The 13,859-nt window shown below is 37.0% G+C and carries 11 protein-coding genes and 1 pseudogene; 3 read left to right on the top strand and 9 right to left on the bottom strand.

The features are described from left to right. Nucleotides 1–88 precede the first annotated feature (88 nt). The 6 genes from RCG23_RS13275 to RCG23_RS13250 all read right to left on the bottom strand — a co-directional run bounded on the left by RCG23_RS13275 (nucleotide 89) and on the right by RCG23_RS13250 (nucleotide 5,947). Complete coding sequence (locus tag RCG23_RS13275; protein ID WP_308176072.1) at nucleotides 89–718, bottom strand: DUF4304 domain-containing protein; 630 nt, start codon at nucleotides 716–718, stop codon at nucleotides 89–91. Between the two features lie 203 nt (nucleotides 719–921). Then, nucleotides 922–1,194: a hypothetical protein gene (locus RCG23_RS13270; protein ID WP_308176071.1), complete on the bottom strand. Its 273-nt coding sequence runs from the start codon at nucleotides 1,192–1,194 to the stop codon at nucleotides 922–924. Between the two features lie 90 nt (nucleotides 1,195–1,284). After that, a complete protein-coding gene (locus RCG23_RS13265) occupies nucleotides 1,285–1,848 on the bottom strand; it encodes an SMI1/KNR4 family protein (RefSeq protein ID WP_308176070.1) in 564 nt (187 codons plus the stop codon). Nucleotides 1,849–2,040: 192 nt separating this feature from the next. Then, nucleotides 2,041–2,577 (bottom strand): hypothetical protein, encoded by a 537-nt coding sequence (locus RCG23_RS13260; protein ID WP_308176069.1) that lies wholly within the window; start codon nucleotides 2,575–2,577, stop codon nucleotides 2,041–2,043. Nucleotides 2,578–3,795: 1,218 nt separating this feature from the next. Further along, nucleotides 3,796–4,587 (bottom strand): lipid II flippase Amj family protein, encoded by a 792-nt coding sequence (locus RCG23_RS13255; RefSeq protein ID WP_308176068.1) that lies wholly within the window; start codon nucleotides 4,585–4,587, stop codon nucleotides 3,796–3,798. Between the two features lie 499 nt (nucleotides 4,588–5,086). Further along, nucleotides 5,087–5,947, bottom strand: coding sequence for a TetR/AcrR family transcriptional regulator (locus tag RCG23_RS13250; protein WP_308176067.1), 861 nt, complete (start codon nucleotides 5,945–5,947; stop codon nucleotides 5,087–5,089). 134 nt (nucleotides 5,948–6,081) lie between these two features. Between RCG23_RS13250 and RCG23_RS13245 the strand changes: the two are divergent. Further along, nucleotides 6,082–9,262, top strand: a pseudogene (locus RCG23_RS13245) (efflux RND transporter permease subunit). Between the two features lie 539 nt (nucleotides 9,263–9,801). Here the strand turns inward: RCG23_RS13245 and RCG23_RS13240 are convergent. The 3 genes from RCG23_RS13240 to RCG23_RS13230 are packed head-to-tail and all read right to left on the bottom strand — an operon-like array spanning nucleotide 9,802 to nucleotide 11,524. Next, the gene (locus RCG23_RS13240; protein ID WP_308176066.1) at nucleotides 9,802–10,539 is read right to left on the bottom strand and encodes a YqjF family protein; all 738 of its coding nucleotides are present in this window, start codon (nucleotides 10,537–10,539) and stop codon (nucleotides 9,802–9,804) included. 27 nt (nucleotides 10,540–10,566) lie between these two features. After that, nucleotides 10,567–11,028 carry a GNAT family N-acetyltransferase gene (locus tag RCG23_RS13235; protein ID WP_308176065.1) on the bottom strand — a complete coding sequence of 154 codons (462 nt, stop codon included), beginning with the start codon at nucleotides 11,026–11,028 and terminating at the stop codon, nucleotides 10,567–10,569. Nucleotides 11,029–11,080: 52 nt separating this feature from the next. Next, complete coding sequence (locus RCG23_RS13230) at nucleotides 11,081–11,524, bottom strand: NUDIX hydrolase (RefSeq protein ID WP_308176064.1); 444 nt, start codon at nucleotides 11,522–11,524, stop codon at nucleotides 11,081–11,083. Nucleotides 11,525–11,711: 187 nt separating this feature from the next. Here RCG23_RS13230 and RCG23_RS13225 point away from each other — a divergent pair, with 187 nt between their 5' ends. Then, nucleotides 11,712–12,434 carry a response regulator transcription factor gene (locus RCG23_RS13225; RefSeq protein WP_308176063.1) on the top strand — a complete coding sequence of 241 codons (723 nt, stop codon included), beginning with the start codon at nucleotides 11,712–11,714 and terminating at the stop codon, nucleotides 12,432–12,434. Beyond that, the gene (locus RCG23_RS13220; RefSeq protein ID WP_308176062.1) at nucleotides 12,431–13,837 is read left to right on the top strand and encodes an ATP-binding protein; all 1,407 of its coding nucleotides are present in this window, start codon (nucleotides 12,431–12,433) and stop codon (nucleotides 13,835–13,837) included. Before RCG23_RS13225 ends, RCG23_RS13220 begins: the two co-directional genes overlap by 4 nt. Nucleotides 13,838–13,859: the final 22 nt, after the last annotated feature.

Below are 13,859 nucleotides of genomic sequence, written 5' to 3'. Positions count from 1 at the left end.
GTTCAACTAACCTTTAGCTTCTTAAGGGAATTAATTTTTCAATCATAAAATATACAAAAAAGAACCTTAATATGAGAAGGCTCTCTAGCTACTCTTGTTCAATTGGAATATCAAGCCCTAATCTATTAGCAATTTTTAATATTTTAGGTCTGTAATAAGGGTTATCATTTTTAACAGATAAACAACTTAATAACTCTTTTTGTGCCATTTCCCTGTTATTCAATAGAAAATAAAGTGTTATTTTATGTGTCATGCTAGCTTTATACAAACCAAGAAAATTCAATTCTTTAATGATTGTATCGTATGAATTTAATTTTTCTACATAAGGAAAAATAATTTCATTTAAATCACTAATCACTTCTCTTGCCAATTCATTTATATCGGTATTTTCTCCAATGCCATAATCGGATTTAAGTGGGAAAGGTCTAAGGTAACCAAGACCGCTTTCAATTAATGGTGTTATATAGTTATAAGCAAACCAATTGTTAGGTAAAGGTTCTCCAATAGCTTTTAAGACTTCCTTAGAACAAACTCTTAAATCAATGGTAAAACCATACTCATCTATTGTGTTCCATCTATCAGGTAAGAAATAAATAATATAAACAATATCATCCGTTTCTTTAACAAATACATTTCCCTTTTTCTTATATCCCTTTTCCTTAAAAATTGGTTTTATATACTCTTTTAACATCAATTTGTACATATCTTTTGGTAACAAAGGTCCTCCCTCCCTTTCAGTTCTTTGTTAGTCTAATAATAAAAAGTTGCTCAATGGATACACCTCTATATGATATTTAATTCTTTATTTTGATTTAAAAATTCGAATATATTACATCTAAATCCTTTATACCTCTTACCAGTTTGATTAACTATTAATCTATCCATCTACCTTTCCATCAAAAGGATAAAGGTTACAATATATCACAATATGTCCCACTTACCACCAGCCCCATGATAAGTTTCAATTGCAAGTTGGTATTTTCTATTGCACCTTCCACATTTGAATGTGTGGTAAATGAAGTCATTTGGTAAAGCTTTACCTGATTTAACATCCTGAAAATCACAATTTCCGTTTATTATTACAAGGTTTCCCTGAATTAATATCTCTTTTAATTGATCGACTAGATTAAAGTATTGGTATGGTTCTTTTATCGTTATTTTTTCATTAAATCCTTCACATTGTGAACATTTCACCTATCTCACCCTTAAAAAAATCTGATTCTTTTTTAACTTGCCAACTCCTTAGTTGCAAAAAATGAATACAACGAATTGGTTGATACATTATCAACTGTCCGACCACCAATAACTCCAAAAAGGAATTTCTTTTATGTTATCAAAATTTATATTATTAAAATGCTTAAGGTTAAATTCGACCATTAAATATGTAATTAAATTATCGCCATAAATAATGATATCTGTTTGGTGTACAGATAAAACTGGGTTTCCACTTTCATTAGGAACAGAAGGTATACATCTGTGTGAATAAACCGGAATTAATTTTGGAGCTTTATTATATTCCTGTGTCGCAACCCTGACTGCCTCTACTGTGGATAGTGGTTTTTCTCCCCAGCCGTCCATCCAAAAACCGTTATTTTCAATATCAAAAATTATTCCTTCTAAAGGCCATTTTAAACGTTCCTCTATGTATTCAATATTGCTATTACTTTTATCACGCCAATTAACAAAATTACCTGATATCGGAAGAGAAAATTTTAAAAACGCTTTTAAATCAGGAGGGAATTTAAGATCATAATAATTTTCTATGTCTAAGATCTCTTCATCATTTAATCCAGTTGTAAACTTTACACCTTTACTCTTTAATAACGCCACTAATGTAGTAAAATTCATTTGTGTAACCCCTCCTTGACCTTTAGCGATTAAAAAATTGCCCTATGTTTGATCGCTGAAGGTTAGTATTTATAATGGACCGTATGCAATTCCATTCTTACTTCCCTTGAGCGTTTAAAATTGGATATTCAACTTTCGCACATAGAAAAACTCAATGAATCCTTGATATAACGAGGTAGAGATTGAAACCATTCATTGCTTGTACCATTTTTCATAATGATGTGTCATTATCCATTCTCCAACTATCTTCTTCTCTACGTTGTCACTATTCTTATACTTCTTTGACAGTTCATTGAATTCTGCACTAGTAAGCATTATATGCCAATTTCTATCAAAACCACCTGTTCTTTGAACTCCAACATCAATACCTACTACCTCAAACGGCAACTTTCTTTCTCTTAGAAAATTAAAAACCTTTACTGCAGCCTCAACATTAATCGGATGATTAGTCTGTTCTGGTATTTTCCCCTCAATTAAAACTACTTTCCCCTTAGGAATAGTATTTGTATTGGAATTTTTAACAGTTAAATCAGGATGCACGCCATTTTGAAAAAACTCGACTCTACTAATTTTCATCTGATCTTTTAGAAGTATTCTTACATTTTCAATTACTTCCGTTTCATTTAGTACGGTATTTGGTTCAGATATCTTTTGTGCAGATGAAAAATATAGAAATATCATGGTAGCTACCAATATTAATCCTATCGAAATTATGAGTTTGTTTTTCAATGCCTCTCTCCTATAACACGAAATGCAGTAACATCTGATAATGGTGAGGATGAGTATATCCTATCAATCAAGTCTCTTGCTTTATCCGTTAAATTGCTCTAATGGTGTTTCATATTAAACGGTGAATCAATAAACTTTTACCTTGAAAGTCATCTAGTCAAAGGAACCCGAATGATCGGAGGAATGGGAAAAATCACTGGAGTGAGTGTGTGAATGGCTAATATCACTGGAATGACCATGACTATGATCCGAATGACTATTTGTGTGGTGGCTTATATGATGCTGATGTTTTATATTATCCAAGTCCGAATAATCGCCAATTTCCAGTTGATCTGTTGGTGAATCATTTTTTTCAAGCTTAGAAAAGGCCTTTCATTACCCGATTTTTTATAGCTCCAAGTAAAACCTACTAATACAAAACAGATAAATAAAAATACAATGAACATCGTACCATCTTCCTTTCCTTCTAAAGGATCGAGGTTGGAAATAACGTTAAATGGTAGCAATTTTGCAAAAGCGAACTAGGAGTCAATATTATTTAGGCATCTTTTTCTCAATCGATCTCATTACCATTTTAAAATATTCCCCATCTGCTTGAGACAATTGGTATAGTTCTTTTTGGGGGAAATCACTGAAATAAACATGGTTATCAACAAACCAAATTTTCACTTTCAAACTCTTTTCCTTCGTTTGAATCACCATATCAAAAGAAGATGAAGTGGCTTCATTTATTTTTGTTTTTTTATCATACGTAAGTGCCTTTGATAAATATTCATTCCAAATATGGTCCTCAATTTGAATGACCCCACTCGCGCTGTTGGAAATCTGTCCGGAAACGATTAGTTTTTTCGGATTTCCCGATCAGAGTGAATTGTATGTCTTTTGCATTCAGAAATTCTTTATTTTGAGCATTAGCTTCAAATTTTGTACAAGAAACTAGGAACATCGTTAATAAGCAAAACAACATACATTTTTGAATATTTCTCATCGAAACCCACCTTTATAAAATTATTTTCATGAATAGTTAACCACAGTATATCCTATATGCCATCTTCATTTGGTAAAAAATACTAAATTAATTCTAAAGAATTTACATACTTTGCTTCTATATTCAAATAAATGAGAAGGATTTCTAGCAAACACTTTAAAAGGAAGTTCATCAAAAAAAAGCTGCCATTTGCGGCAGCTTTCAACAAAGGGTTTAGAACGATTACGGCACTAATGGTAGAAGCTAGCGATGATTTGTGCTGCTGGGTAAATGAGAAGTTGGCCTATAAGCGTTCCTAGTAGTTTTGTTCCTATTAACATGATGACAAGAGCTTTAACGTCTCCATACGGCCGCTTACTTCTCATGGCTTGATCGGTTATGATCGCAGATTGTGGATCAACCAACAGAGTTAATAGTATTGTCGCTACGCCGTTAATCATTCCGGAGGACGCGGAAGCAGCCAATCTATATTTATCGTCCACAAAAAAGGCAGCATAATAAGCTGACACTACTCCGATTGTATAAATGGCCGTAATCATCGTATTTAGAATTAAGAATCGTTTCGGTATTTCTCGAAACCTTAACCGTGACACCATTCTTTTTCGTGGTCTGGTTGTACTTTTAACGATTCTCTTCATATTATTAACACTCAAAGCTTCTACTACAATAGAAGGAACTGACCCTTTAACTTCAAGCTTATCTACAGCTTTTGAAAATAATTTTAAAAAGGTAGGAATGAACACAATTCCAATCAGAGTCCCTATTGTTGCAGCTAAAATAACAAGTCTAATGTCTGACAACGGATCATGATGCTTTAAGATACTGATTCCAATAAGCCCGCCAATTAACGGAGCCTGGAACATATTTGCCGTCCTTGATACTAAAACAAAAATATTAAATAACGAGATTGATAGCGCAAATTTCCCGCTTTTCACAGAGTTAAGCCGAACAGAATAAGCCAATGTATCAATTAAATGTACGATTAAAGTTAATACGATTAGTTCTGTTAAATGCAGCGTCATATCGTGAGTCCTCTTCCTATTAAAATAAATCACAAGTGAATCCAATTACCATTATTTTACCACAATCGAAATGCCGGCTTTTAAAAATAAATCGACACAAAAAAGCCCACTAGTTAGTGGGTAACTGGTTTATTTGTAAGGTACAAAACGGTAAATCGCAGACCAAATCAAATAGCAAATCACATAAACTTCACATTCAAAAAGGCTTAGAGATGCAAATATCTCTGATCCTTTTTTTAAAATTTTCTTTTTTTACTAAAGCACCAGATTAGACGCTAAAGTGAGTTTGGTAAATAAGCGGAGAAATTCCTCTTAATTAGGAAATAGCACTGAAAATAGCTTAAATAGACGGAGAGATTCCGACTATTGACTCAAAAAACGTGAAAATGGCTAATTTTGCGTAGCTTAATCGGAAAACCTCCGCTTATATTCCCCGAATCGAGCTCTATTCTGCAGTCTAACCGGAAAATCTCCGCTTATTTTAAATATCACTGGTTACTCAAATAAGGAACCCATAATAAGCAGCGATTTTCCCCGTGTACGTCTCCAAGGATTTAATATCCTTGAAATTAGACAGCATTCCTTTTATCACTGGGATACGTGGATTCTGCTTATTAATTTCCTCTTCTAAGACTTCAAGCGATATTTCCAGGGCTTCTTTGTTTTCCAGCTGATCGATTTCGCTTCTCATTTTTTGCACAATGCTGCTTATACTTGTATTTTCAAAAAGGTCCTTTGTTTTCTCTATTATGTTTCCAAGCTTCTGATCTGTTAAGAAGGCGCTTTCGGAAGAAATGTCTTTAACGATGCTATCCATTCTTCGCATAATGAATTTTGCCAGTTCCTCAATATCGATATCAAGAGGCTCGAACATCCATAATCGCAAATAGGAGTGGAATAAGCCTTCAAGCATCATGGCTAAATCGATGGAATAGGGCTCTATTTTCTCTCCATAAATGGACACTAATTCTTTTCGAAAGAATAGATGATTTTCAAAGTGTTTTTTAAAAAGGAGTTCTTTAATTTCGTCATTTCTTGGGATCGCTTGTTCTTTAGACAGCATGATTAAAAACTCTTTATGCCCAATAAAGGTCCCGAAAAAAGCCGATAATTGCTTGATGAACATTTCCCTTGGTGACAAATCTTGTTTTTCCAAAAAAGAAGTACTTGAATGGATTGTATCAAAGATATTTTTCAGTATCGCCAGTAATAAATCATCTTTGGATTTAAAGTGTAAATAGAATGCTCCTTTAGAAATCCCGCTCTCTGTCGCAATTTCTTGGATAGATGTAGAGGAAAAGCCTTTATGGGCAAATAGCTTCAAACCCGATTCTATTATGAGTTGTTCTTTTTCCGGCATAATAGTCCTCTCCCATACTGTAATAATCTTGACTTCTGACTCACCGGTCAGTAAGATTGTAATTATTATGACCAATAAGTCAATACTATTTAAAATAAACGACATTGTCAACAATTCATCATAGGGAGAGAAGTATGAAGAAAATCATTCAGTTTTCATTGAAAAACAAATTTGCTGTATGGCTGTTAACGATTATTATTACCGTTGCGGGATTGTATTCTGGAATGAATATGAAGCTAGAAACGATTCCTAATATTAGTACACCGATTGTTTCCGTTTTAACCGTTTATCCAGGCGCAACACCTCAACAGGTTGCAGAAAAAGTGACTGAATCCATTGAGAAACGGGTTGAAAGCTTAGATGGTGTATCATCCGTCAGCTCTTCTTCCTTCCAAAATGCTTCATCCATCCAAATCGAGTATGATTTCGATAAAGACATGGAAAAAGCTCAAAATGAAGTAAAGGAAGCATTAAGTAATCTTGAACTTCCTGATGGAGTGCAGGATCCAAAGGTTTCTCGGATCAATTTTTCCGCCTTTCCAGTCCTTTCATTAAGCATTACAAATAAAAACCAGTCTCTCGATGAATTAACTAAGACGGCAGAAAAGGATATTGTTCCAGAACTCGAGGGCATCGAGGGTGTATCCTCTGTACAAATTGCAGGCCAAGAAATAAAAGAAGTTCAATTGAAGTTTGACGAAAATAAATTAAAGCAATATGGATTAAACGAAGAAACCGTTAAGAATGTCATTAAGGCGTCAAACGTTACGATGCCATTGGGCTTATACACGTTTAAAGATACGCAAAAATCAGTTGTCCTCAATGGGAATATTTCGACCATTGCTGACCTAAAAGCATTAAAAATCCCCGTTATCCCGGCAGCAGGCCAGGGACAGCAGCAAGGAATTCCAGGCGGCCAGACAAATCCCGGAATGACAGGCGGCCAGGTTCCTCAAGGGCAACCACAGGGGATGACAGGCGCCCAAAGCCAAATGAATCAGGGACAACAGGCTAAGATTCCTGCAACGCTTCCTTCTGTACAACTAAAAGATATTGCTTCTATAGAAGTAGTTGGAAAAGCGGAATCGATTTCGCGAACAAATGGCCAAGAGTCTATCGGCGTCCAAGTTGTTAGTGCACAGAATGCCAATACCGTGGATGTTGTTAATGCAGTAAAAGAAAAAATAAGTAAACTTGAAAAACAACATAAAGGTTTAAAAGCTACTCCTATCTTTGACCAAGGGAAACCAATCGAAAAATCTGTCTCAACGATGCTGAATAAAGCAATTTTTGGTGCGATTTTTGCGATGATTATCATTTTGCTATTCTTAAGAAATTTCCGTACGACGCTTATTTCCGTCATTTCGATTCCACTATCCTTATTAATTGCGATTTTGCTTTTAAAGCAAATGGATATCACCCTTAATATGATGACACTTGGAGCGATGACGGTCGCCATCGGGCGGGTCATTGATGATTCCATCGTGGTAATTGAAAATATCTTTAGACGAATGTCTTTAAAGAATGAAAAACTAAGCGGGAAGGAACTCATTGTAGAGGCAACGAGAGAAATGTTCATGCCAATTATGTCTTCTACTATTGTCACCATCGCTGTTTTCCTTCCATTAGGGTTAGTGAAGGGTCCAGTAGGGGAAATGTTCATGCCCTTTGCGTTAACGATTGTATTTGCTCTACTCGCTTCTCTTTTAGTAGCGATTACCATCGTTCCGATGATGGCCCATTCCTTATTTAATAAAGGCGTTTCATTGAAGCATGTGCATGATGAGAATCGTCCAGGAAAATTAGCTTCGGGTTATAAAAAAATTCTTAATTGGTCCTTAAACCATAAGCTCATTACGTTTGGTCTGGCCATCTTATTGTTAATCGGAAGTCTGTTCCTTGTTCCGGTTATTGGGGTAAGTTTCCTACCATCAGATGAGCAGAAAATGGTCGTGGCTACATACAAGCCAGCACCAGGTCAAACATTAGATGATGTAACAAGGATTGCAACAGAAGCTGAAACGTTTTTTGAGGACAGAGCAGGGGTAAAAACGATTCAATTTTCTGTCGGTGCCGAGAATCCTATGAATCCCGGTCAAACTAATTCGGCGATGTTTTTCGTTATCTACGATTCAGATACCAAAAATTTCGCTAAAGAAACCGAAAATGTTTTTAAAGATTTAAAACAACGACATGATAAAGGTGAATGGGCAAGCCAGGATTTCTCTGGTATGGGTTCATCCAACGCCCTTTCCTTCAAGGTATATGGAGACAACATGGATGAAATTGAGCCAGTTGTGAATAAAATCTCCAGCATTTTTAAGAAAAACGAATCACTCAAAAATGTGAAAACAAGTATTTCTGATACGTATGAAGAGTACTCATTAATTGCCAATCAGGAAAAGCTTAGCCAGTTAGGCCTAACCGCAGCTCAAATCGGGATGGGGCTAGCTGGAAATGGCGGGCGTCAAGTATTGACAACGATTAAAAATGACGGCAAAGAAATGAATGTCTATTTAGAAGTTAAAAAAGATCAGTATAAAGATATTCAAGATTTCACGAATAAAACGATCAAATCACCGCTTGGTATGGAGGTCCCTATTAAGGATGTCATTGAGATTAAAAAGGGCCATACTTCTGATACGATTACCAGACGTGACGGTCGTATTTATGCGAGTATAAGTGCAGAAATTAAAACAAAAGATGTATCAAAGGTATCTGCCGCGGTTCAAAAGAAAGTAGATAAACTAACACTTCCATCAAATGTGGATGTATCGATTGGCGGGGTAACAGAGGATATTAAAAAATCGTTTACACAGCTCGGCTTAGCCATACTTGCAGCGATTGCGATTGTTTATTTAGTTCTCGTTATTACATTTGGAGGCGGATTAGCTCCTTTAGCGATTCTCTTCTCATTACCTTTTACCATTATAGGCGGCCTGCTGGGATTATTAATTTCAGGTGAGACCTTAAGTGTATCGGCCATGATTGGCGCTTTGATGTTAATTGGTATTGTCGTAACGAATGCCATTGTATTAATTGACCGTGTCATTCATAAAGAAAATGACGGATTACCTACAAGAGAAGCCATTCTTGAAGCAGCTGGAACACGCCTTCGTCCGATCCTCATGACAGCCATTGCAACGATTGGCCCTTATCCCGCTTGCTATCGGCATGGAGGGAAGCGGCTTAATCTCGAAAGGCTTAGGTGTAACAGTTATCGGCGGACTAACAAGCTCTACCCTGCTTACACTGCTAATTGTTCCGATTGTTTATGAAGTTCTCATGAAAATGAAAAGAAAAAAGAAGAAGTAAGATTTTGAGCTGACATCTATTGGTGTCAGCTCATTTTCATTTTTGTTTGTATTCGTATACTTTGTTGCTATTTAAGGAGTGGTTGATTTCCACTTCAGGATGCTCGCTTTCCGCGGGGCGGGCGGTGAGCCTCCTCGGCGCACAGCGACTGTGGGGTCTCACCTGTCCCGCTGCTCCCGCAGGAGTCTCGCACCTTCCGTTCCAATCAACTTCTTTTTAAAACCTATTTACAAAACAACAATCTTTTAGAAAACAGCCTTGACAAAAGAAGCCATGAATGGGAATCGTTTTATCCAATAAAGCATTTCTATTGGACAGAATGAACTTTGTACCCGGCCGTTTTGTCCAATAAAGACTTTCTATTGGACAGTATGAACTTTGGAGCCGATCGTTTTGTCCAATAAAATCTTTCTATTGGACAGTATGAGCTTTAGGCCGACCGTTTTGTCCAATAAAGACTTTCTATTGGACAGTATGAACTTTGGATCCGATCGTTTTGTCCAATAAAGTCCTTCTATTAATAGGACTAGTTTAATTTATTATCCCAGTTCTTCAAGTCCCCAAAGCAAGACATCCAATCGATTCGAATAGTGTAATAAAGGCTGCGAATCGCAAGGGCTAAATCCAGGGATATCAACCATTGAATTCATAGAAATTTCTGCATTCGCCAACTGTAACTGCCAGGGTTGATGGCTAATCTCTCCTCGATATAGTCGATTATGGTGTGTCGTATATAAACAGTATCTTTCAGTTAGCCAGTAATCTATAGAATTTAGTTCTGCCTCGAACCTAGCAGATACAGGTGTATAATTCCCTTTAAAAATAAATTGGTCTGAAGAATCCCTTCGCTTGGAGTGATAAAAAACAGTCTCCTTTTCCTTCTCAACCAAAATATCAGCATAGTAATAAGGTAATCGAAAAAATTTTCTTGCTGTCTTTACCGCAACCAAATTTGCAGCATCTAAGCTGAAAAAGAATACCCCAGGTTTTTCTCCTCTATAAGTGACATAAGTCCGAACATTCAACTCAGGGAATGTTGAGGTATACGGTATTTCAGGTAGATTTCTCAGTCGGATACCACTCATTTGAAAAGGGACTACGCCAATCCATGCTTTGCCCTCATATGTATCTATATCTAATGATTTCGGAATAAGTGGCTTTATTATTTCTAAGTCAATTTCCCAATGTGCAAAGAGCAGGTCATGCCATGTTTGTTTCATGACCCAAGGCTTGGATGGGATTGGCCAAGGGCGATGATCAACATTGTTAACTTTCATAAAATCACCTCCAAATACACAAATAAATTAATCTAATTTCCATATGTATCGGTTTCTTTTATTACTTTGATCATGTTCATCTAGATATTCCTTTGGGATAAGGATTGTCTCTAAAAATTTCGCATCCAGTTTTTCAATTACTTTAATTGAAGCGGAATTTTGATCGTTACACGTAATGTAAAGTTCAGTCATATCATGCAATTTTGCTAGATTACTTATAAGTTTACATGCTCTTAAAGCAAATCCTCGTCCCCTGTACTCTTCATTAATTCGATAGCCGATATGACAATCATAGTAAAACGCTTTTGAAGCCATCATGTCTCCAATTCTTAACACAATCGACCCTACCCTGATATCGGTCCCTGCTAAAAATAGAACGCAGCCATAGAATGGAATGTTCCCATGTTCGCCATCCCCCTTATATAACCACTTAACCAAAAGATCTAAATGTCCGTCAGAATATAATGTTCCTTCTTTAACAACAAACATTTTCATTACTCCTCAACTCATTTGTTTTTAACCCCCACATCCCTGGCCCCCATTAAAAACCACCAAATAGTTCCTTAACAGCCCAGCTCTGATGCTCATGAAATAGGCATCCAATTGCTTGATTTGGTTCCAGCCATTCAAGAAAGTGGTCATCCTCTATTGGCTGACCGAGCCGTTTCCCCAAGGTGCCTAGATAAAAATGGCCCTCGCTAAGATAGTGGCGAAAATCTTTAGTAAAAAAAAAGTATCTTTGGGCACTGCCTATATAGCGGCCGATTTCCACTTCCATTCCCATTTCTTCAACGATCTCTCGCTTCAGGCACTGTTCGTGTGTTTCATTATTTTCTATGCCTCCGCCAGGTAGAAAATACTTGCCTCCATCCGCTTGAATAACAGCTATTCGGTTTTTCTCCTCATTGAATATCACACCGTAAACGGCGGGTCTCCATATGTATTCCCTGCCGTCCTCTTTCTCTCCAAATACTTTAATATCCATCGCTCATTCCACCTTATGTATTCTAACTATCCGCTTAATGGTAATTCGATTCCTCTAGGCGAAATACCTTGTAACACATTTTTTATTTATTTGAAAAATAATTAGAGCTCCCCTTTTTAAAATTCATAATTTTTAAATAATTATATTGTATAATTATGACAGAATCTAAGATTTAGAGGTTAAAGGTATGAATAAAACGATTATCCCACAGGATCATACGGTTTTGGTAGTAGACGATGATATGTATATTACCGAAATGATTGAACTTTATCTTACAAATAAAGGCTTTCAGGTTCTGTCTGCCTACAATGGACAAGACGCATTGAACCTACTCCAGGAAAACGAAATTCACTGTATGATTCTTGATATTATGCTGCCAAAAATAAGTGGCTGGGAGGTTTGCAAAGCGGTCCGGGATAGCAGCGATATTCCCATTATCATGTTAACCGCGAGAGAACAGAGTGAAGATAAAGTCCAGGGATTAACTATTGGAGCAGATGACTATCTTGTGAAACCCTTTGACCCGAATGAACTCATTGCAAGAGTGATCGCTCTTTTAAGAAGGCGCCATTCCAATAGCAGCCCACAAAGAATTTCTGCTGCCAGCCATGTATATGGATCTTTAAAGGTTGATACGCTAAGCCACATTGTGACAAACCGAAATGAGCTTATCGACTTAACGCCTCGTGAATTTCAGCTCCTATTGGTTTTTACTAAGCATCCAAATCAAGTGTTTGAACGCCAGCAGCTATTGGATTTAGTCTGGGGAGAGGACTATATGGGGGAAGATCGCGTGGTTGATGTTTTCGTTACACGATTGCGAAGCAAATTGGCCAATGATGGCGAAAACTGGAAGATTGATACTGTCCGAGGAATCGGCTATAAGTTTAGGGTGAATGACAAACAATGAAATTTAAATCAATCTTCCCTCAGCTATTAGTGTATTATATCGGTACGACACTGATTGGATTTTGTTTATTGGCTATTCTCTTGAATTTTTCCCTTCAGGAGCTACTTTTGGACAGAAAGGAATCCTTCCTTAATCAACAAGCAGAAAAAATCGTGGAAACACTTCAAGAAAATAACGACAACCCATCACTTGGAAACCTGATAAAAAACAATAAACATTTCTATAATATTAGAACAGATATTTTGTTGATTAACCAAAATGAGACCTTTAAAAAAATAAATAAACGAAAAAATAAGCTGCTTAGAAAAAACGACATCAAGGATCCGAAGATTTTGGAACAAGTGCTGAAGGGAGAAAGAATTCGGCTTGTTGGCCCTTTCGAGAAATCAAGTAATGAAATGCTCTTAACCGTTGGAGTCCCGATTAAACAACAGAATCATATTATTGGAGGGCTGTTTCTTCATACCCCCGTCCAGGAAATACCGACAACGGAAGTATCCAGGCTAGTCTTTTTGATTTCGCTCATCATTGCCGTACCGACTACGGGTGTTCTTTATTTGCTTTCACGAAGATTCTCCACGCCACTCCTGCAGATGAATCATGCGGCAAAGCTAATTGGACAAGGCGATTTCAAGGAGCGCATTCGGGTTGAGCGGACAGATGAAGTGGGCCAGCTCGCCACTACATTCAATGAAATGGCAGATCAATTGGGGAAATTGGAGGATATGCGTAAGGACTTGATTGCCAATGTTTCTCATGAGCTGCGAACCCCACTCACATCGGTAAGAGGATTTATTCAAGGGATGATGGAAGGTGTTATACCTCCTGATCGGCATAAACAGTATTTGGACATTTGTCATCGTGAACTTTTCCGATTGAATTCACTTCTTACTACGATGCTTGATCTAGCAGCAATTGAATCAGGACGAATCACCCTTCAACCGATGGAGATCCGTATAGATTCGGTCATTAGCAGTGTATCAGATAGTGTGAATGTCCGTATGATAGAAAAAAACATTATATTCTCTGTTGTGCATGAACATGAACCACCAAAGATACTGGGTGACCCCGAAAGATTAAAACAAATTATCTTTAATTTATTAGACAATGCGATACGCCACACGCCGGAATACGGGACGATCTCAGTTGCTGCCAGATTGATTAATAGCGAATTGGAACTCAAAATTTCAGACACGGGAGTGGGGATCGCCCCGGAAATGTTACCACATATTTGGGAAAGGTTTTATACCGGAGATCCTTCGAGAATGTCACACCGGGAACGCAGCGGCTTGGGCTTAACCATTACCAAACACTTGGTAGAAATAATGGGAGGGCGTATTTCAGTCGACTCTGCCGTTGGAAAAGGAACCACCTTTACTGTATACCTTCCATTTACCTCTTAATTGAATGCAAAAGAAGAAGCCA

It is taken from the genome of Neobacillus sp. PS3-34 (assembly GCF_030915465.1).
Lineage (GTDB): Bacteria > Bacillota > Bacilli > Bacillales > Cytobacillaceae > Neobacillus_A.
The sequence above is the reverse complement of the archived record's forward strand: the minus strand, read 5'-3'. Positions and strand labels throughout refer to the sequence as shown.